Origin of the sequence: Halorubellus amylolyticus (genome assembly GCF_034808145.1) — an archaeon.
Classification (GTDB): domain Archaea; phylum Halobacteriota; class Halobacteria; order Halobacteriales; family Natrialbaceae; genus Halorubellus.
On sequence record NZ_JAXHGM010000003.1, the window covers coordinates 187,110 to 206,615 of the forward strand.

Sequence of the window (19,506 nt, forward strand, 5' to 3'; positions counted from 1 at the left end):
GGGTGGCCGACACCGACGACGCGGACGTGTTCTTCTGTCAGTCGGTTCCGTCGAGTGCGGTCTGGAGGTCGGTGACGCCCGGCTTGGAGCGGCGGTCCGCGGCGGCGATAACGGCGACGCGGTCGGTCCCGAGTTCGACGAAGTCGAGGTCGAGCGCGTCGGCGGTTTCGCGGAGGCCGAGTCCGACGTCGACGACGTCGTCGGCGACGCGCCGCGCGGGGCTCTCGTGGCCGCGGGTCGCGAGTTCGTAGCCCGCGATGGCGTCGACGAGCGCGGCCCTGGACGCGTCGCGGTCGGTGGCGAGCGCGTCGAGCGCGTCGTCGAGTCGGTCGCGGAGCCCGGATTCGGTGTCGCGGTTCGCGAACGACACGTCGTCGTCGACGAGCGCGGCGAGCCCGTCGACGCCGGCGGGGTTCCCGGCGGGGACGACGAGCCCCCAGTCGCGCTCCCAGGACGCCAGGACGACCCGGTCGTCGCCGGTCTCGGGTTCGGCGAGCGCGTCCGCGGCGTCCGACCCGGCGACGGCGGCGGCGTCAGCGACGCCGTCGCGGAGCGAGCGACGACCGCTGGCGCTCCCGGCGGCGAGGTAGCGCGGTGCGGCGACGTCGTCGAGCGCACGCGAGAGCGTCGGGTCGTCCTCGCCGACGACGAGCACGCGCGGTGGGCGCACCGACGGCGAGAACAGATCGACCGTGACGGGGTCACCGGCGTCGACGTAGTTCGTGTCCGGGTCGACGGGGACGACGCCGTCCGCCGCGGTGAGCGTCGTCGTCGCGCCGCTCCCCTTGTCGACGGGGTACGCGAGCGTCGCCCCGTCGCCGTCCTCGACGAGCCCGACCGGAATCAGTCGCAGGCGGCCCTCCTCGCTGCGTTCGCGGGTCGCCATCGTCGCGGCGACGGTCGCCGTCCGCGTCGGCGGGCGCGCCGCGGCGTCGCGTATCCGTGGCGCGACGAACGTCCGGAATATCGAGAGCGCGCTCACGGGATACCCGGGGAGGCCGACGTACGCGGTGCCGTCGATGGTACCGACGAGCGTCGGCTTCCCGGGTTTCACGGCGACGCCGTGCAGGAGTCGTTCGCCGCGTTCCTCAACGACGCGGTAGACGACGTCCATCGCGCTCGCGGACGTCGACCCGGACGTGAGGACGAGGTCGCACTCGCTCGCGGCGGCCTCGACGGTCGTCGCCATCTCGGCTTCGTCGTCGCCGACGTGCTCGTAGACGACGGGAGCGCCGCCGGCTTCGCGGACGCCGGCGGCGATGGCGTGCGTGTTCACGTCGTGTATCTCGCCGGCGCCGTGGTCGACGTCGTCGCCGGGCGGCACGAGCTCGTCGCCCGTGGAGACGACCGCGACCCTCGGTCGGGCGCGGACCCGGACCTCGTCCACGCCGAGCGCGGACAGCAACCCGATCTCGCGGGGCGTGACGAGCGTTCCCGGCCCGAGTGCGCGCTGCCCGGCGGCGATGTCCGCGCCCGCGGCCATGACGTGCTCGCCGGGTGCGACCGCGGTCCGGACCTCGACGATCCGATCGTCGGCTTCGTCGTCGGCGTCTCGCTCCGTCGTGTCCTCGACCATCACCACCGCGTCCGCGGTACTGGGGACGACCGCGCCGGTCGATATCTCGGCGCAGTCGCCGGGTTCGAGAGTGACGTCCGGGCGGTCTCCGGCGTGGACCGCGCCGACCACCTGGAGAGTCATCGGGTCGGTCTCGGTCGCGTCGAACGTGTCCCGGGCGCGGACCGCGTAGCCGTCCATCGCGGCGCGGTCGAACCCCGGGACGTCGATGCCGGCGTCGACGCGTTCGGCGAGCACGCGGTCGCGAGCGTCGTCGAGCGCCACCGACTCCGCGTCGGGCGCGATGTCGAGCCCGGCGAGCGTCTCCCGGAGCACGTCGGGCGTGACGAGGTCCCGGAACTCCCTGTGGTCGGTCATCGCGGGCCCTCCCAGCCTTCGTCCGTGACGGTCGCATCACCGGTTGCGGCCGGAACGACGGTCAAGCCACCCGTTGCGGCCGGAGCGGCGGTCGATTCGTCGACGGCGTGCGTATCGGCTTCGGCGCCCGTCAGCGAGCGCGCCGCTGTCGTCGTCGAGGTCGGGACTGTCGGCCGGTTCCCGGGGCGAGCGAGCGCTGCCCGGGGGATGGAGACGGTGGTCACGTTACACGAGACGGGGGCGGCGGAGCGTATCAGGATTGGGGTGTCGTACAGGCGGCCGCCGTCCGGATGACCGGGCCGGCCGGGGGAAGATGGTCGCCAGGGAGACGGTGGTCGACGGGAGAACGTGGGTGACGGTCGGTTCGGAGACCCGTCTCGTGGGGCGGTCCGACCACGGAGTTGATAAGCGACGACGGGCTATGCGTTCGACACATGCGACATACAGGCCTGAAGATACGGATGGCGGTCGTCGGAACGATCCTGTTCGCGTTCTACGCCGCCGCGGGCGCGGTCGTCTACGCGATGTTCGGACAGGGCGCGATACCGCTCGTTCTGGTGGGGTCGGTCCTCCTCATCGGGTTCCAGTACAAGGTCGGGAAGTGGGCCGCGCTCCGGAGCGTCGGCGCGGAGGACATGCCCGAGAGCGGAGAGTACGCCCGCATCCACCAGCAGGTCGAGTCGCTGAGTCGCGACATGGGCATCGACAAGCCGCGGCTGATGGTCGCGGACATGGGCGTCCCGAACGCGTTCGCGGTCGGCCGCAAGGGCGCCGGGACCGTCGTCGTCTCCCGCGAACTCCTCTCCCTCCTCGAGAACGACGAGGTCGAGGGCGTGCTCGCGCACGAGCTCGCGCACATCGCGAACCGCGACGTCGTCATGATGGTGCTCGGACAGGGTATCGCGAGCATCGTCGGACTCGTCGCGCAGTTCGTCGTGCTCCTCGCGGGCGACAACGACCTCGCGGACTTCTTCCTCGCGATCATCGTCGGGAACCTCGTGCAGTTCCTCGTGATGCTGTTCGTGCTCGCCATCTCCCGGTACCGGGAGTACGTCGCCGACGCGGACGCCCGCAAGCACATCGGGAGCGGGGACCCGTTGGCGCGAGCGCTCTCGAAGATCAGTCGCGGCGCCGAAGGCCGCGAGTCGAAGATCGACGAGGACGTGTCCGCGCTCTGTATCTTCGGTACCGGCGGCGGCGTACTCACGAAGCTCGTGTCGACGCACCCGCCGATGGAGAAGCGCATCGAGCGTCTCCGTAACTGATGGTCGAACCGGGTCTCACGGAGGCGCTGTCGGCCGTCCTCGGCGTCGCGTTCGGCGCGCTGATGGTGGCGTACCCCGGAGTGGTGCTCGCGGTGCAGACCGCGGGGACGCGCCCGGACCGACAGCCGGGACCGACCGGTGACGCCCCCACGGGGAGCAGCGTCTGGGAGACGCTGATCCGCGTCGCCGGCGTCGGGTTCGTGCTCGCCGGGCTCTACTTCGCGTCGCTGTTCATCGTCTGACGTGTCTCGTGTGTTCGAATGGTCGTCGCCTGTTCAGGGTGTGCACGTCGTGCACGGGGTGCACTGAAATGGGTAGAGTGATATCTATCTGACACGGTTCCGTCGCCACTGGGGGGAGCGACGGAACCGGTTCGTGCACGTGCCTGCCTCGGAAGGGAGGCCGTCTGTGGCGTGGTCGAACGGGCGTCCTCGTCGGGGGAGGAGGACGCTTCCTCACCGCTCGCTCGACGATTCAGTGGCCGTCGATACTGCGTCCGACGAGACGTCGTCCGCAGTGACTGTTTCTGCCGTGCGTTTGAACGCCGCGAGCGTCTCGCGGGCCCATTCGCGAACGACGTCGTTCTCCGTCTCGAGCAGTGCGCGTGGTTCGCCGCCTTCGTCCACGCCGACCTGGACGACGTCGTCGAGAACGCCGACGAAGAACGGGATCTCCGTCGACGTCCGACGCATCTCGAACCCGTCGGCCGCCAGCAGGTCCGCGGTGAAGGGCGCGTACTCGGGGTCGGTCGTCATCGCCTCCGCGACGCCGTCAGTGACGACGGAGTCGACCGTCGCCTCGCCGGCCAGTACCCTCTCGTGGAGCACCTCGTACCCGTGGAGTCCGGCCACCGGGAGTGCGAGCCGCAAGTCTTCAGCCTCGCGGAGCTGGGAGACGTGCGCGTTCACCATCGCCCACGGGTTCTCCGATTCGGCGACCGTAATCTCCGCGTCCCGGAGCTGCTCGAGGTCGACGTCGAACGCGTCCGGCGTGGTCCACTGCAGGAACGCCTGGAGGTGGTCGACGGTCGCGACGGTCTCCTCGAGGTCGAGGAACTTGTCGACGATCGCGTCGACGCCCGGGCGAGCGCGTATGCACCGTCCTCGACGCGCACCCATCCGCGTTCCTCGAGCGCGTCCAGGTTCCGGGTGACGGTCGTCCGAGACGCCGAGAGTGATGCCCGCAGGTCCGCGCGCGTCGCCCGTTCGAGCTCGCGGAGCGTCTCGAGTAACTGGACTCTGTTCGTCGACCGCGCGATGAACTCGACGTCCTCGACGACGTCGCTCCGGTTCGACATGTGTATCGTTCGTCTGCATCCAACGAGGGCAGGGTTTTTCATTCGACCGGCCGCGTGACACGGGTCGAACCTCGGTCGCGGCCGTGGTTCGTGGTGGGGAGTTCGCAATCATCGGGAGGAAGCGGGATGGGTTCGTGGGCACGCTCGTGGAGCGGTTCCGGTCGTCGTCGCCCGATACCGTTCTCGTTCGACGACAGCGTTATGCCGACTGTCCCGGAAGCGGTTCGCATGCTAGTCGTCTCGAATCGGTTCCACGTCGCGGACGAGCACGTCGACGAGTTCGAGGAGCGCTTCCGGAATCGGATGGGCGAGGTCGAGTCGATGGACGGGTTCGTGCGGTTCGAGTTCCATCGCCCGGTCGACCACGGGCACATCGACACGGCGACGCACGCGGCGGTGACGTACTGGGAGTCGATGGACGCGTTCGAGGCGTGGACGGAGAGCGAGGCGTTCCGCGAAGCCCACCGGAACCCCGCGCCCGACGAGTGGTTCGAGCGCGAGGGGACCGTCGAGATACACGAGGTCGGGTTCGACGCCGGACGCGATCGCTGACCGCCCGCCGTCAGGAGCGGTAGCTATTGCGCGTCGAATTCGGCGTCGAGCGCGGCGTCGAGAACGTCGGCGTGGTCGAACCCGAGTTCGGGCGGGTCGCGGGGGTCGAAGGTGTCGACGCGGGTCGCCTCCTCGCGTGCCTCGGGCGTCGCCGTCGCGTCGACGGGCTCGCAGACGTAGGCTGCGGTCGCGGTGTGCCGGGGGTCGCGGTCGGGCGCGTCGAAGAGCCCGACGAACCCGACGGTGTCGACGGCCATCCCGATCTCCTCCTCGACCTCGCGGGCAGCGGCCGTCGCCGCGGTCTCGTCGGGTTCGACGAACCCACCGGGGAGTACCCACGACCCCTCGTCCGGCGAGTGGTTGCGTTCGAGGAGGACGACCTCGTCGTCGACGAGGACGACGCCGTCGGCGGTGAGTGCGCGCACGTCGTGACTCATGACCGGCGCTTCGCTTCGAGCCCCCAAGAAGCCCGCGCGTTCACCGCGTTCGTCTCGAACCGGGATTTTCCACAGTGTTCGTATCAGTCAAAAACGATTTGGACCGGGGGCGACTACGCCCGGCCATGACCGGGATGGGCCCGCTCGAAATAGCGTTCATCGTCGTCTTCTTCGCGGTGTTCCTCTCCATCTGGACGTACGTCTGGGGGCGGTTGGTGGCGGTGCGGAGCGCGCGGCTGTTCCTGACCGCCGTGGCGCTCCGGGTCACGGCGACGGACGCCGCGTCGGTCCAGCCGGGTCGCGTGACGGTCAGCGGGACCGCCCGCGAGGACGTCGAGACGGTCCGAACGCCGGTGTCGAGGACCGAGTGCCTCGCGTACGAGGTGCACGTGATGCGGAGCGACTCGGACGGCGATCACCTCGCGGTCGAGACCGTCGAGGACGGCGCGCCGTTCGACGTTCACGACGACCTCGCGAGTGTCAGCGTCGACCCCGCCGAGGCCGCCCTGAACCTCCCCGAGGAGGACGCCGTCACCGGCGACCCGAACGCCGAGCACCCCGAACGCGTCCGGGACCTGCTCGACTCGGCGAGTCCGTGCTTCGGGTCCGAGCACTCGGGCGAGTTCAAGATACGCGAGGACCGCCTGCACGACGGCGACGACGTCCTCGTCCACGGTATCGCGAGCGACGACGCCCGCGTCACCATCGCCGACGCACCCGAAGCGTCCGGGGTCGTCGACCGCGTGCTCCCGGACTCGTTCTTCGTCGCCACGAGCGACGAGGCCCCGACGTCGCTCGCCGCACCGCTCCTCGGCATCGCCATCGGCACCGCGCTCACCGCACTCCCGCTCGTCGCCACCTACAACGAGTTCCTGGCCGGATAGCGGGGACCCGTCGAGAGTGACCGGGACCCCCGGTCGGGTGGACCGTCAGCGTGGACGGTTCCGCGCGACGGTGCCCGTCATCACTCTACGAGACGCGGTCGGCGAACGCGATCGTCTGCTCGACCGTGCGGTCGAACCACGGGGGTTCGGTGAAGAAGAAGTGGTCGCCCGGTGGCGTTCGGAGTTCGACGTCGACGCCGTGGCAGGCGAGCGTGTCGCGGTACGCTCGGGTCTCGCGCCTGGTGAGCCACTCGTCGTCGTCGGCGTGGTACAGGAGCGTCGGCGGATGGTCCGCGGTGGCCCGTTCGCGCGGCGATGCCTCACGGTACCGCTCGGGGTCGTCGGTCGGGTCGCATCCGATGAAGTCCGCGGTCTCCCCGCCAGGTTCGGCGCCGAGGAGGTCGTAGGGGCCATCGAAGCAGACGACGCCGTCGACCGCGGTCGACGCGTCACCGTACCCGTCGTCGGGTGCGAGGCCGGCCGCTTCGTCCCCCGTGCTTGCGGCGAGCGCGGCGAGGTGCGCACCCGCGGAGTGCCCGACGAGCATCACTCGCTCGGGGGCGACGCCGAACGCCTCGCCAGAGCGCACCCATCGGATGGCCGTCTCGACGTCGTGGAGCGCTGCGGGGTACGTCGCGTCGCCCGACAGTCGGTAGTCGACCGTGAGCGTCGGGAACCCGCGCTCGGCAACGGCTCGGCACCGGTCGTCGAAGAACCCGCGCTCCCCGCGGTTCCAGACGCCCCCGTGGACGTGAAGGAACGCGACGTCGCGCCAGCCAGCGAGGTCGCCGGCGGGCGCGAACAGGTTCGCGTGGAGGTCGCACTCGGGTCGTCGCTCGAACCGGACGTCTCGTTCCACGGCGATGGGAGACACGTACGGCCGCGTCGACCACGGCGAGCAAAAAGCCACGTCATCCGGCACGACGGCGGTCCTCGAGACCGGAGACTCACACAGTCAGACAGAAACCACCAGCAACCGCGCTACTCCCGCAATATCACCGTATCTCCTCGCGTACGCCGTCGTCGCTCTCGCGGGTATCTACGGCATCTACTTCGCCACCCGCGTCTCGGGCGTCCGCATCGACGGCGTCGAGGAGTTCACCGACGAGACGACCGAGCGCACGACCCCAAAGTGACCCGTTTTCGTGATTCGGTCGGTGTCTGAGACTCTGTCGTCCGATCGTCTGGTCGACGGCAACCGGTTGGCCGTCGGGATTGCGGCGGAGTGCAGCTTTTTGAGTGCCCCGCGAGTTGTCGGGCGTAATGACAGACGGCGCCGGCGAGCCCGATCGGTCTCGACGCGTGGACGTCCTCGACCCGTTCCGGCAGTTCCTGTCGCTCCGTCGGGACGTGCTCGTGCTGTCGGTGGCGATGCTCGCGTTCAGTCTCGCGTTCCAGATGACGAGTCGGTACGTCCCGGAGTACATGCGCGTCCTCGGTATCAGTCCGGTCCTCATCGGCGTGTATCTGAGCGTCGGGAACCTCGTGAGCGCGGTGTACCCGTACCCCGGTGGGTGGGTGAGCGACCGCGTCGGGTCGCGGACGGCGCTGACGGCGTTCGGCGTGCTGTCGACGCTCGGGTTCCTCGTGTGGTACGCCGTCGAGACGGTGTCGACGTGGACGCCGTTCGGGCTCGCGCTGCCGGCGTTCGCGCTGATGACGGTCGGGCTGCTGTTCACGCAGGCCTGGAAGTCGTTCGGGCTCGGGGCGACGTTCGCGGTCGTCAAGCAGGCGACCGAGCCCGAGCACCTCGCGGCCGGGTTCGCGAGCACGGAGACGTTCCGGCGGGTCGGATTCCTCGTCGGGCCGCTGCTCGCGACCGCGCTGCTGGCGGCGACGACGGGGTTCGTCGAGGGGTTCCAGCGCATCCTCCTCGTCGCGGTCGCGTTCGGCGCGGTCGCGACCGTCGCCCAGCACTACCTCTACGACGCGAGCGAGGACACCGTCGGCGACTCGTTCGCGGGCGTCTCGCAGGTCATCGCGGACCTCCGCGGACTCCCGCCGCTCTTGCGGCCCTTGCTCGTCGGCGACACGTTCGTCCGGTTCGCGAACGGGATGGTGTACGGGTTCTTCGTGCTGTTCGTCACGGACGAACTCGGCGTCGGATTCCGAGCGTTCGGGTTCGACCTGCGGCCGGACGCGTTCTTCGGCGTGCTGCTCGCGGTCGAGATGGTGGTCGCGCTCGCGTCGATGATACCGGTCGCGAAGCTCGCGGAGCGCGTCGGACTGAAGCCCGTGGTCGGTATCGGGTTCGTCGTGTACGCGGCGTTCCCGACGATGCTCGCGTTCTCGCCGGCGAACCAGTGGGCGCTCGTGGCGCTGTTCGCGTTCTCCGGCCTGCGGTTCGCTGGGCTGCCCGCACACAAGGCGCTCATCGTCGGGCCGGCGGCAGACGACGCCGGCGGTCGCGTCACGGGGACGTACTATCTCGTGCGGAACGTCGTCGTCGTACCGAGCGCGGCGCTCGGTGGCGTCCTCTACGACCTCTCGCCCGCGTTGGCGTTCCAGGTGGCGTCGGTCGTCGGCATCGTCGGGACCGGGTACTTCCTGCTGCGCGGCGACGAGTTCGAACCGTACGCCTGACCCGCTCGCATCGGGACGATGTACGAGAGTTGGCGCCGTCGCGCGACGACGCGGTCGCGGTGACGATGGACGACGTCGTTCCGGAACGTCTGGGCCCGGTCGACGTCGGGTTACGGAACCGTCGGGGACCGTGGTCGCCGAGTTCCGTGCTCGCTGGGGGGCGAGCGGTTCGTGAATCTCTCGGTGCCCCTCACAATCGTCGTCTGTTTCGAAGGTTCTCGAGAGTTATAATTTCGTATCTGAACCTATCGTTCAGCTAATCGGCAAGATGATAACAGTGCGTTCGGTAATCACCGTAGATGAGTGGGTCAGAGCACGCGTCCGTCGACGCGGACGACGACAGGGTCGCGGTCACCGCAGGTGGCGTTCACGTCTCCAAGTGGCTGACGGAGACCGGGTCCGCCGTCCCGATAGTGAAGTACGAGATCCGGTCGGTGCGCGAGGACGACGCCCGCGTCGCCCTCACGGACCGCGTCCCGGACGGACTCGACCTCGACGACGTCGGGTTCCACGACGAGTACCGCGGCGAGGACTGGCAGCACGCCGGCGCGCACGCCATCCGGTTCGAGGCGGAGCTGCCGGCGGGCGAGACCGTGACGACCGTCTACGGCGTCCGCCAGGAGGCCATCGAGGACCCGTCGACGTTCCTCGCTCGCCCCGAGCTCGCCATCTCCGCGGCCACCGATGCGAGCGACGCCCCCGAGGGAACCGTTGCCGGTAGTGAGGGCGCGTTCGACGTCGCCGACGACGGCCTGCGGTCGACGCTCTCGCTCGCCGACCCCTCCGAAGACGGGAGCGAGGGCGACGCAGCGGATGGCCTCGACAGTGCCGGCATCGGCGAGGATGAAACCGACAGTGCCGCCACCATCGAGGATGAAACCGACAGTGCCGCCACCATCGAGGATGAAACCGACAGTGCCGCCGGCGCCGGGGGAGTCGACGACGATGCGATGGATGGGGTCGCGGCACCGTCTATCCTGGAGACCGCAGCGAACGACGGTGAGGACGAGAGCGGGGAAACTCGGGACGCCGACGCGGCCGTCGTGGAGCGGTTCGTGGCGGCGCTCCAGTCCGACGCGGTCGACGCGGAGACGCGGGCGGCGCTCGGGCAGGCGCTGAACGTGCAGTTGTCCGCGTCGACGTCGCAGTTCGTCGAGCACCTCCAGTCTCGCGCGAAGGCCAAGCGCGGCCAGCTCGAAGCGGACCTGGAGTCCCTCGAGGACTCGGTCGCGGAACTGTACGGGACGAAGGCGGACGCGTCGACGCTGGCGTCTGTGGACGCACGGACGGCGGACGCGGAGACCGTGCGTGCGCTCGCGAGCGACGTGACCGAGCTGGCGGACGCGAAGGCGGACGCCGACGCCCTGAAGCGCGTCAGGGATGCGCTCGAGACGCTCGACGATGCCGCGGCGATGGAGAGCGACCTGGAAGCTGCCGAGGGTGCGTTCGAGGACGAGGTGGCGGCGCTCCGAGCGGACCTGGAGGCACTGGAGGCGTCGGCGGCGACCGCGGACGCACTGGAGGACGTCGTCGACGACGTCGAATCGCTCGACCGGCGGACGCCGGCGCTCGACGCGTTCCAGTCGCTGCGTGCGGACCACGACGACCTCGAATCGACGGTCGGCGACGTCGACGCCGCGCTGGAGGCGGAGACGGACGCGCTCGCGGCGGACCTCGAGGCCGAGTCCGCGTCGCTCGCCGACGACATCGACGCGGAAGCCGAGGCGCTCCGGTCGGAGGTCGACGACCTCGAGACGCAGCTGTCGGAGCGCCTGGAGCGCGAGCGCACCGAGGTGGACGACGAGCTGGCGGCACTCAGGGACTCGAAGGCGGACGCCGCGGCGCTGTCGGACGCGTCGGCGCGGGTCGACGAGCTCGCGGCGTCGAAGGCCGACGCGGACCGCGTCGCCGCGGTCGAGTCGACGCTGGAGGCGGAGTACGTGACCGAGGACGACATCACGGACGCGGTGGAGGCGCGGCTGCGGCGGTCGTTGCTGTCGCGCACGCTCCTGGTCGCGGGTGGGGCGGCCGCTGGCGGTGGGACGGCACTGGTCGCGTCGGGCGTCACGGCAGGTGGCGCCCTCGTCGTCGCCGCGCTCGCCGCGTTCGCGTACTGGTACTGGCTGCAGCGCCACGAGCTCGCTCCGAAGCCGTCTGCGAGCGAGCGCGCGGGCGAGGACCGCGACGACGAGACGGCGCCGCCGGAGCTCGCCGCGGCCGAGCACGTCGCCGTCGAGGACGACGAAACCGGGACCGAAGCCGTCGATGCCGAAGACGGCAGCGCGGAGGCCGAAGCCGTCGGCGTCGAAGACGACGACTGACCCCCCGGCGTCCGCGACGCCATCCCGAGCCCGCATCGTGAGCGAACACCGCGCGCCGGGAAGCGGCATCGCAGCGACGACAGCGAGAGCGAAGGGTGGAGAGCCGCGCGTCAGCGGAACCGTGGAGGACCGCACGTCAGCGGAACCGTGGAGGACCGCACGTCAGTGGAACCGTGGAGGGGGTCGCTACCGCCCGGGCTATGGGGCGTCAGACCGGGTGGCGTTCGAGTGCCGGTTCGAACCCGCCGGTGACGAGCGAGGTGTCGGGGTCGACCGCGCGGGACTCCCAGGCGTCGCGCTCGTGGGCGGCGAGCGTCCCCCAGCGCTCGCGGAGCCGACGGTTCGACGTCGAGAGCGCGCCGCGTTCGTCGCGGACGAGCGCCTTCCCGAGCGCGACCGCCTCCGCGGCGGGCGTGGAGCGCGCCAGGCACGCGCGGCGGACGACCGTGCGGTTCGCCCGGCACGACGGCGTGTCGTCGATCCGGTCGGCGAGCACGTGCCGCATCCAGGCCTCGCGGCCCGTGAGCGGCAGTCGTTCGACGGCGACGCGCGGGTCACAGGTCCACGTCGGGAACTGTGGCGCATCCCGGTAGCCGTCGCCGAACGTGCCGAGGTCCTCGCAGCAGTGCGCGGACAGCACGTCGTAGCACGGCTCGCAGACCGCGACGAGGTTCGAGAGCGCCCACTCGGGCTCGTCGTCGCTCGCGACCGAGTGGACGTATCCGAGCGACGTCTCCTCGCTGGACTGGCGCGCGATCTGGGTCCCGCAGCGGCCGCACCGGCGGCCGTAGAACGCCAGGATGGCCTTCCGGCGCGCGGGATAGTCGACGGGAGCGTCGCGGTCCGAATCGACTGCTCCGTCGTCGCGGTCCCGGTCGACGTCGTACTCGTGGTAGAGGTGCGAGCGGTCGTCGACGAGGTACGCGACGTTGTACGGCGCGAGGCTCGGGTCTGCGATGAACGCTGGCTCTGACATTGGATTGATGACTGGGTGGTGTGGCGGTCGTCGGTCGCGATTCCCCTCGTGCATCCACCAGCGGGCGCTGGGGCCGGGGCTGGTGGATACAGGGTTCGCGGGTCGACGCTTGCGGGCGTCGACGGTCAGAGCTCGATAAGAGTGCGAGACGTGACCGCCGGCTCGTCGCCGTGTGCGGCGTACTGGTGGTCGCCACCAGTGCGGGCCTCACCGTGGACGGAAGCGCGGCGGGTCATGTGTATTCTCACATTGTGGGAACAAGTACTTAATTTTTATCCTTCCGACGTGGCTTCGGAAGCATACGGGCGTCGATTGGTCTCACTCTCCGGGAAATGTCAGATTCCGAGAGTGAGAACTGGAGGTCCCGGTAGCGGGTCGCTACGGGCGGTAGCGGCCGAGAGCGACCAGGCCGGGGGAGCGATTACGGGCATCTGGGCCGCCCATCGACGCTGCCCATCGCCGAGCGTCGCCGTCAGGCGTCGGGCCGGATGCGACCGAGGCGGAGTGCGTTCCCCGTGACGCCGAGGGTCATGCCGGCGTCGCCGACGAGGACGGCGAGCGCGAGACTCACGTTCACGTACGGGACGGCGACGCCGACGGCGAGTGCGGCCTTCACGCCGAGGCTCGCGTAGATGTTCTGCCGGATGACGCCGTTCGCGCGATGCGAGAGGTCGTAGAGGTACGGGAGCTTCGCGACGTCGTCGCTCATCAGTGCGACGTCGGCGGTCTCGATGGCGGTGTCGGTGCCGGCGGCGCCCATGGCGACGCCGACGGTGGCGGTCGCGAGCGCGGGTGCGTCGTTCACGCCGTCGCCGACCATCGCCACGCCGCCGTCGTACCGCGCGTCGAGTTCGCGGACGGCGTCGACCTTGTCCTCGGGGAGGAGGCCTGCGCGGTACTCGTCGACGCCCACCTGCTCGGCGACCGCGGCGGCGGTGCCTTCGTTGTCGCCGGTGAGCATCACGACCTCCAGACCGAACGCCTGGAGTGCGGCGACCGCGTCCCTCGCGCCCGGTCGAACTTCGTCGGCGACTGCGACGATGCCTTCGAGTTCGTCCTCGGTGCCGACGAGGACGACGGTCTTGCCCTCGCGCTGGAGTCGCGGGATGGTGTCTTCGGCGAGGTTCAGGCACCCCTGGCGGTCGCAGAGGTCACGGACGTCGGCGGGGACACCACCGGAGCCGTCCTCGCTGGGACGCTCCGCGTGCTCCGAGGCGGCGGCGTCGACGACGTGCGCGTGCCCGAGGTCGAACCCGAGGTCGTCGAACCACGCGGGTTTCCCGGCGTAGTGCGCGGTCCCGTGGAGGTCGCCCGTCACGCCCTTGCCCGTGATGGATTCGAAGTCGTCGGCCCCTTGACTCCCCGGGTCCGCGCCGACGGTGCCGTCGGCGGCGGCGACGATGGCGTCCGCGATGGGGTGCTCGCTCTTCGCTTCGAGTCCGCGCGCGCACCGGAGGACGTCCGCTTCGCTGCGGTCGCCGAGCGGGACGACGTCCGTGACGGTGAGTTCGCCCTTCGTGAGCGTCCCGGTCTTGTCGACGGCGATCGCGTCGACCTCGCCCATCGCCTCCAGGTGGTTCCCGCCCTTGACGAGGACGCCGTTCCGGGCGGCGGCGGTGACGCCCGAGACGACGCTGACTGGCGTGGAGATGACGAACGCGCACGGGCAGGCGAGGACGAGCATCGTGATGCCGTTCACGAACCACTCGGTCCACGGCGCGCCGAACGCGACCGGTGGGACGGCGGCGACGCCGAGGGCGAGCGCGACCATGACGGGCGTGTAGTAGTTCGCGAACCGCTCGACGAACTGTTCGCGCTCGGTCTGGTTCGCCTCGGCGTCCTCGACGAGCGAGACGATGCGCGAGAGCGTGCTGTCGCTCGCTTCGGCGCGGACCTCGACCTCGACGTACCCGGCTTCGTTGATGGTGCCGGCGTACACGTCTTCGCCGACGGTCTTGTCGACGGGCACACTCTCGCCGGTGACGGGCGCCTGATTGATGGCGGTGTCGCCGTCGACGACGACGCCGTCCGCCGGGACCTTCTCGCCGGGTTTCACGACGACGACGTCGCCGACGGCGAGGGCGTCGACCGGGACGGTCTCGGTCTCGCCGTCGGCGCGCTTGCGGGTGGCGTCGTCGGGAGAGAGTTCGACGAGCTCCTGGAGGCTGTTCCGCGTGCGGTCCATCGCGTACCCTTCGAGGAGTTCGCTGACGCTGAAGAGGACGGCGAGCGTCGCGGCTTCGAAGTAGAGGTGTTCGCCGAACCCGACGCTCGCGGTGACGGCGGCGACGATGGCGGCGCTCATCAGGAAGTCGATGTCGAGCTGGGCGTTCTTCGCGGAGTAGTAGCCGCCGCGGAGGATGGCCTGCCCGGCGGTCGCGGCGGCGGCGAGGAACGCGACGTCGGCGACGGTGAACGTCGCGCCGAGGACGGTGGCGAGGGTTCCGAGGCCGTCGAACCCGAACTGTGCGACGAGTCCGATGGCGAGGAACGCGGCGCCGGCGTACGTCTTCTTCGCGCGAGCGCCCCGCCAGACGCTCCGGTCCTCGCTGCCGTGGTCGTGGTCGCCGGCGTCGGTGGCGTCGTTCCCGGTGACGTCGTACCCGGCGGATTCGATGGCGTCGCGGAGCGCGTCGACGTCGGTGTCGGCGTCGTACTCGATGCGGACGGTCCCCGAGGTCGGGCGCGTGTCGGTGTCGACGATACCGGGGTTGCCGTCGAGTGCGGCTTGGACCTTGCTCGCGCACGACGAGCAGTCCATGTCGGGGACGTCGAACGTGACCGTCGAGACGCTCGTCCCGGCGACGTCGTAGCCCGCGGACTCGATGCCGCTCGCGACGTCGTCCGCGGTCGCGCGCGACGCGTCGTAGGTCACCGCGACCCGCCCCTGCGTGGGGCTGGTCTCGACGCCTTCGACGCCTTCGACGCCGTCGACCCCGGCTTCGACCTTGCTCGCGCACGACGAGCAGTCCATGTCCGGGACGTCGAGGTCGACGGTTCGCCGACTCGAAGGGCTCTCCTCGCGCTCGTCGGGTGGGTCGTCCGGTGGTTCCGAGGCGTCCGCACGTGTCATGTGCGGCGGTAGACGTCGACCGCATATTAATCCCGCTGCTACCGAACGCCCCTGTATGGCCAGATATTAACAACTCGATTGCTCCGAGTTAGTAACACCGGGCGCAAGCGACAAGTGAACGCGTTGCTAGTTTCGGGTATGGGAGATGCCGTCATCGTCGACGCCGTGCGGACGCCCTTCGGGGACCGCGACGGCGCGTTCCGAGACACGCACCCGCAGGACCTCGCCGCCGCACCGCTGCGCGCGCTCGAATCCCGCGTCGGGTTCGACCCGACGGTCGTCGAGGACGTCGTGTACGGTTGTGTGACCCCGAAGGGCGACCAGGGCAGTAACATCGCTCGCATCGCACCGCTCGTCGCCGGCTGGGGGGAGGACCTCGGCGACGACCCCCAGGCCGGGGACTCCTACACGGGCCGACACGGGCCGCCTGGCGTCCAGCTGAACCGGATGTGCGGGAGCGGCCAGCAGGCGGTGAACTTCGCCGCCGGCCAGGTCGGCGCCGGGTTCCAGGACGTCGTCGTCGCGGGCGGCGTCGAGCACATGACGCGCGAGCCGATGGGGAGCGACGGCGGGTCGATGAGCGACACGTACTTCGAGTACTTCGAGGAACTGATCCCGCAGGGCGAGTCCGCGGAACGCATCGCGGAGCGCTGGGGGTTCTCGCGCACCGACCTCGACGAGCTCGCCGCCGAGTCCCAGTCGCGCTGGCAGGCGGCGTGGGACGCCGGCCGCTACGACGACCAGGTCGTGCCCGTCGACACCGAGCTCGACGGGGAGGACGCGACGGTCGAGGTCGACGGGCATCCGCGGCCGGAGTCGACCGTCGAGAGCCTCTCGGGCGTCCCGCTCGCGTTCCGCGAGGAGGGCGAGGGCGTCGTGCACGCGGGGAACTCGTCGGGTATCGTCGACGGCGCGAGCGCGCTCCTCGTGACGAGCGAGGAGACTGCGGCGGCCAACGGCTGGGACCCGATGGCGCGGATCGTGGACACCCAGGTCGTCGGCGTCGACCCGACGACGATGCTCACCGGCCCCATCCCCGCGACCGAGGAGCTCCTCGACGCGAACGACCTCGGCGTGGACGACGTGGACCGCTACGAGGTGAACGAGGCGTTCGCGAGCGTGCTCGCGGCGTGGCTCGAGGAGACGGGCGCGGACTGGGGGCGCGTGAACGTCGACGGTGGCGCCATCGCGCACGGCCACCCGCTCGGCGCGACCGGCGCGGCGCTGATGACGAAGCTCGCGCACATGGTCGCGCGTGGCGACGCCGACACCGCGGTGTCGACGATGTGCATCGGGTTCGGGCAGGGCGTCGCGACGCTGCTTGAGGCGCCGTAGGCGCGAGTCGAGGGCGCCGGTTCTCGGTCGGTCGCCCCACAGTGGCGTCCGCGGTTGCCGTCGACGACGGAAGATATTCATAGCCGGAGCGACGTGTCACTCGTATGGTAGCACCCATGGGTGTCGCGGCCGGACTGGTCGTCGCGCTCGCGGGCGCCGTGCTGGCACGGTACGCCCGAGCCGTCTCGAACATCCAGGAGCGCCTGGACGCCATCGGGAGCAACCGCCGCGTCGAGGCGGTCGAGGCGGCGGACTGGAAGGTGCTCCTGAACCGCGTCATCGGCGGCTGCCTGCTCGCCGTCGGGCTCCTGGTTGCGCTGTTCGCGCTCGGCGCCTGACGCGGTTCGACTGTCGAACCGGCGCGATGGCGCTGGTCGGAACGCGGGTCTTTTGTCCGCCTCGGTCGTCGTCTGTGGCATGACGCTGTCGTCGCTCCCCGACCGCCCGATGACGGGCGGCGAGGTCCAGTCGCTGAACGAGCAGGACAACGAGCTGTCGGTCGCGCCGGCGAACTACGTGCCCGAGCAGGACCGCGTGTTCGCGGTGTACTTCATCCGGAGCTCTCGCGGGCACGCGGCGGTGTTCGACGAGGACGCCGACGGCTGGCGGGTGCTGCAGGCGGTGGACGACGACGTCGAGAACGCGTTCGCGGTCCTCCAGGACGCGGTGCGGGCGTGGGCCGAGACGGTCGAGTTCGACGAGGAGTACGTGGAGGGCGAGACCACCGTCGACTTCGAGGACCCGGACGCCGTCGTCGAGGACCTCGACGAGCGGTAGCGGCCGGCGGGTCGGTCGAACGCTGTCCTCGGAGATACCGAAGAAGTTTCACTCGGACTGAACGATAGCGAGGTATGGTGTCACCGGACGGCGTCGGGTACGGATTGGCAGTGATGGTCGCCGGCGCCGGAGTCGTACGGTTCGCGCACCTCATCTCGGTGCTCACTGGCGTCCTCCCGTTCGTGCAGGCCGAAGGGGATGCCAGGACCGCCACGGGGATGCGAACGCTCCTGTTGAAGGGCACTGGCGTGTTCCTGGCCGGCGTCGGCGTGGTCGTCACGCTGCTGTCGCTGGCGAACTGACCGCACCGGTCCGCGCGGAGAGACCGCCCGACTGCGTCCGGGTGGATGCGAACGTTCAAACCCGGGTACACCCTAGCCCGGGCATGAACTCGCTGCAGGGCGTCGTCCTCGGTGTCGGGATGGTCGTCGGCGGCGTGCTCGTGTACCGGTACGCCGAAGGCCTCGCCGGCGTCCGGACGCGAAACGCCCCGGCGGGCGTCCCGGGCGCACCCGACGACGGACCCGTGATGAAGGTGGCGTTGAACCGAGCGTTCGCACTCGGCACGGTCCTCCTCGGGCTCGCGACCGTCCTGTACTCGCTGGTCTAGACCGACCGGGTCCGCGAACTCGCCGGCCGCTGTTCGTCCCCGGTCGTTGTTCGTTCCCAGTCCCTGTTCGTCCCCGGTCGCTGTAGGTCGCCGACGGCTTCTTGCGGGTTCGCGTTCGACGCGTGAGCATGGACGATAGCGACGTGACGGCGCTCGCGGACGCCCTCCGCGACGCCGAGTCGACGGTGGCGTTGACGGGCGCTGGCTTGTCGCGGGCGTCGGGCGTGCCGACGTTCCGCGGCGACGACGGGCTCTACGAGACGTTCGACGAGTCCGCGTTCGCGCTCCGGCGGTTCCGCGCGGACCCGGACGGGTTCTGGCGGGACTGGCTCGCGCTCCACGAGCACTTCTTCGACGAGGCGGTCGCGCCGAACGCGGCGCACGACGCGCTCGCGACGCTGGAACGCGAGGGCGTCCTCGACGCGGTCCTGACGCAGAACGTCGACGGCCTGCACGCCGCCGCGGGCACCGAGTCGGTCGTCCACCTCCACGGGACGGGGTCGACGGCGACCTGCGAGGCCTGCGGCGACGAGGTCGGGGTCGAGGCGGCGAACGCGGTCGTCGAGGAGACCGACGCCGCGCCCGAGTGCGACTGCGGGAGCGTGTACAAACCGGACACCGTCCTGTTCGGCGAACGCCTCCCGGAGGACGCGCTCGCGGCGGCCCGACGGCGTGCGGCTCGCGCGGACGTGCTCGTCGCTGCCGGGTCGTCGCTCACGGTCGACCCCGCCGCGAGCCTGCCGGCGGTGACCCGGCGAGAGGGCGGCACGGTCGCGGTCGTGAACCTGGAGGCGACCCGGTACGCAGACCGCGCGGACCTCGTCTTCCGGGAGCGCGTCGAGGACGTCCTCCCCGCCGTCGTCGACGCGCTCTGAGTCGCCGTCCCCGGCATCGACCGCACGTACACCACCGCGTCCGCAGTAATCGGTGGGTTCGGCGCCGGGAACCGAGTGTCAGTCAGTCGATGACCGGCTCCGTCCGGCGCACGAGCACGACGTCGTACGCGTCGTCGCTCGCGACGTGCGTCCCGACGCTCTGGAGGCTGGAGACGATACCGCCGGCGTCCGTGCTCCCGACGAACACCATCGTCGCGTCGACGTCCCGAGCGAACGCGCGGATCTCGTGACTGATCTTCCCGGTGGGCGCGTACCGGTCGACCGTGGTATGCTGGAACGACACCGCGTCGCTGACGTCGTGCGCGCGCTCCTGGAGTCGAGAGATGACGAGTTCGTTCCCCCAGGATTCGCCGGCGTCGAGGAGGCCGCGCTCGCGCGCCCAGTCGGCGTTCTTCCGCGGGACGACGCTGAACGCGACGACGCGGACCGATGGCGGCGCCAGCTCGACCGCGCGCTCGACGCCGATCCTGGACTGGCCCGTCCCGTCGAACGGAACGACGAAGGTCATGCTTGCACGTTCGGCGCCGACAAGTAACAACCACTCGGCCGTTCTCGATAAGTACGAAC

General features: G+C 70.4%; 21 protein-coding genes and 1 pseudogene. 13 read left to right on the top strand and 9 right to left on the bottom strand.

Annotated features, from left to right (window positions below; all coding sequences use genetic code 11):
- Positions 1-37: 37 nt before the first annotated feature.
- Positions 38-1,933, bottom strand: a complete 1,896-nt coding sequence (locus SM754_RS09740; RefSeq protein ID WP_323676032.1) for a molybdopterin biosynthesis protein — start codon at positions 1,931-1,933, stop codon at positions 38-40.
- Positions 1,930-2,157: a hypothetical protein gene (locus tag SM754_RS09745; RefSeq protein ID WP_323676033.1), complete on the bottom strand. Its 228-nt coding sequence runs from the start codon at positions 2,155-2,157 to the stop codon at positions 1,930-1,932. Before SM754_RS09745 ends, SM754_RS09740 begins: the two co-directional genes overlap by 4 nt.
- A 210-nt stretch (positions 2,158-2,367) precedes the next feature.
- On the opposite strand from SM754_RS09745, the gene SM754_RS09750 reads away from it, so the two are divergent.
- Positions 2,368-3,198, top strand: coding sequence for a M48 family metallopeptidase (locus SM754_RS09750; RefSeq protein ID WP_323676034.1), 831 nt, complete (start codon positions 2,368-2,370; stop codon positions 3,196-3,198).
- Complete coding sequence (locus SM754_RS09755) at positions 3,198-3,440, top strand: hypothetical protein (RefSeq protein WP_323676035.1); 243 nt, start codon at positions 3,198-3,200, stop codon at positions 3,438-3,440. Before SM754_RS09750 ends, SM754_RS09755 begins: the two co-directional genes overlap by 1 nt.
- A gap of 213 nt (positions 3,441-3,653) precedes the next feature.
- On the opposite strand, the gene SM754_RS09760 is transcribed toward SM754_RS09755, so the two are convergent.
- The gene (locus SM754_RS09760) at positions 3,654-4,316 is read right to left on the bottom strand and encodes a transcriptional regulator FilR1 domain-containing protein (RefSeq protein ID WP_323676036.1); all 663 of its coding nucleotides are present in this window, start codon (positions 4,314-4,316) and stop codon (positions 3,654-3,656) included.
- A 20-nt stretch (positions 4,317-4,336) separates the two neighbouring features.
- Positions 4,337-4,537 (bottom strand): annotated as a pseudogene (locus SM754_RS20530) (hypothetical protein); the annotation flags it as partial.
- Positions 4,538-4,723: 186 nt separating this feature from the next.
- Between SM754_RS20530 and SM754_RS09765 the strand changes: the two are divergent.
- A complete protein-coding gene (locus tag SM754_RS09765; RefSeq protein ID WP_323676037.1) occupies positions 4,724-5,047 on the top strand; it encodes an antibiotic biosynthesis monooxygenase family protein in 324 nt (107 codons plus the stop codon).
- Positions 5,048-5,070: 23 nt separating this feature from the next.
- On the opposite strand, the gene SM754_RS09770 is transcribed toward SM754_RS09765, so the two are convergent.
- Positions 5,071-5,484 (bottom strand): NUDIX domain-containing protein, encoded by a 414-nt coding sequence (locus tag SM754_RS09770; protein ID WP_323676038.1) that lies wholly within the window; start codon positions 5,482-5,484, stop codon positions 5,071-5,073.
- Between the two features lie 125 nt (positions 5,485-5,609).
- Here SM754_RS09770 and SM754_RS09775 point away from each other — a divergent pair, with 125 nt between their 5' ends.
- Positions 5,610-6,368: a hypothetical protein gene (locus SM754_RS09775; protein WP_323676039.1), complete on the top strand. Its 759-nt coding sequence runs from the start codon at positions 5,610-5,612 to the stop codon at positions 6,366-6,368.
- A gap of 85 nt (positions 6,369-6,453) precedes the next feature.
- Here SM754_RS09775 and SM754_RS09780 read toward each other — a convergent pair whose 3' ends face one another.
- Positions 6,454-7,242, bottom strand: coding sequence for an alpha/beta hydrolase (locus tag SM754_RS09780; protein ID WP_323676040.1), 789 nt, complete (start codon positions 7,240-7,242; stop codon positions 6,454-6,456).
- Between SM754_RS09780 and SM754_RS09785 the strand changes: the two genes are divergently transcribed.
- The 3 genes from SM754_RS09785 to SM754_RS09795 all read left to right on the top strand — a co-directional run bounded on the left by SM754_RS09785 (position 7,232) and on the right by SM754_RS09795 (position 11,272).
- Positions 7,232-7,504 (top strand): hypothetical protein, encoded by a 273-nt coding sequence (locus tag SM754_RS09785; protein ID WP_323676041.1) that lies wholly within the window; start codon positions 7,232-7,234, stop codon positions 7,502-7,504. The genes SM754_RS09780 and SM754_RS09785 overlap by 11 nt on opposite strands.
- Positions 7,505-7,631: 127 nt before the next feature.
- Positions 7,632-8,951 carry an MFS transporter gene (locus SM754_RS09790; RefSeq protein ID WP_323676042.1) on the top strand — a complete coding sequence of 440 codons (1,320 nt, stop codon included), beginning with the start codon at positions 7,632-7,634 and terminating at the stop codon, positions 8,949-8,951.
- Between the two features lie 299 nt (positions 8,952-9,250).
- Positions 9,251-11,272, top strand: a complete 2,022-nt coding sequence (locus SM754_RS09795; RefSeq protein ID WP_323676043.1) for a coiled-coil domain-containing protein — start codon at positions 9,251-9,253, stop codon at positions 11,270-11,272.
- A gap of 208 nt (positions 11,273-11,480) precedes the next feature.
- Here the strand turns inward: SM754_RS09795 and SM754_RS09800 are convergent, their stop codons facing one another.
- Together SM754_RS09800 and SM754_RS09805 are read right to left on the bottom strand one after the other, a co-directional pair.
- Positions 11,481-12,248, bottom strand: a complete 768-nt coding sequence (locus SM754_RS09800; RefSeq protein ID WP_323676044.1) for a hypothetical protein — start codon at positions 12,246-12,248, stop codon at positions 11,481-11,483.
- Positions 12,249-12,720: 472 nt separating this feature from the next.
- On the bottom strand, positions 12,721-15,321 hold the full coding sequence (locus SM754_RS09805; protein ID WP_323676045.1) for a heavy metal translocating P-type ATPase: 2,601 nt from the start codon (positions 15,319-15,321) through the stop codon (positions 12,721-12,723).
- Positions 15,322-15,459: 138 nt separating this feature from the next.
- Here SM754_RS09805 and SM754_RS09810 point away from each other — a divergent pair, with 138 nt between their 5' ends.
- From SM754_RS09810 to SM754_RS09835, 6 genes are all read left to right on the top strand, one after another.
- Positions 15,460-16,656 (top strand): thiolase family protein, encoded by a 1,197-nt coding sequence (locus SM754_RS09810; RefSeq protein WP_323676046.1) that lies wholly within the window; start codon positions 15,460-15,462, stop codon positions 16,654-16,656.
- A gap of 104 nt (positions 16,657-16,760) precedes the next feature.
- Positions 16,761-16,994: a DUF6199 family natural product biosynthesis protein gene (locus SM754_RS09815; protein ID WP_323676047.1), complete on the top strand. Its 234-nt coding sequence runs from the start codon at positions 16,761-16,763 to the stop codon at positions 16,992-16,994.
- 79 nt (positions 16,995-17,073) lie between these two features.
- Complete coding sequence (locus SM754_RS09820; protein WP_323676048.1) at positions 17,074-17,433, top strand: DUF7964 domain-containing protein; 360 nt, start codon at positions 17,074-17,076, stop codon at positions 17,431-17,433.
- A gap of 74 nt (positions 17,434-17,507) precedes the next feature.
- Entirely contained in the window at positions 17,508-17,735 is a 228-nt protein-coding gene (locus SM754_RS09825) for a hypothetical protein (RefSeq protein WP_323676049.1), read from the top strand.
- 83 nt (positions 17,736-17,818) lie between these two features.
- Positions 17,819-18,043 (top strand): hypothetical protein, encoded by a 225-nt coding sequence (locus SM754_RS09830; RefSeq protein WP_323676050.1) that lies wholly within the window; start codon positions 17,819-17,821, stop codon positions 18,041-18,043.
- A 128-nt stretch (positions 18,044-18,171) separates the two neighbouring features.
- Positions 18,172-18,918 carry an NAD-dependent protein deacylase gene (locus tag SM754_RS09835; RefSeq protein ID WP_323676051.1) on the top strand — a complete coding sequence of 249 codons (747 nt, stop codon included), beginning with the start codon at positions 18,172-18,174 and terminating at the stop codon, positions 18,916-18,918.
- A gap of 82 nt (positions 18,919-19,000) precedes the next feature.
- On the opposite strand, the gene SM754_RS09840 is transcribed toward SM754_RS09835, so the two are convergent.
- Positions 19,001-19,447 (bottom strand): universal stress protein, encoded by a 447-nt coding sequence (locus SM754_RS09840; RefSeq protein WP_323676052.1) that lies wholly within the window; start codon positions 19,445-19,447, stop codon positions 19,001-19,003.
- Between the last annotated feature and the right edge of the window lie 59 nt (positions 19,448-19,506).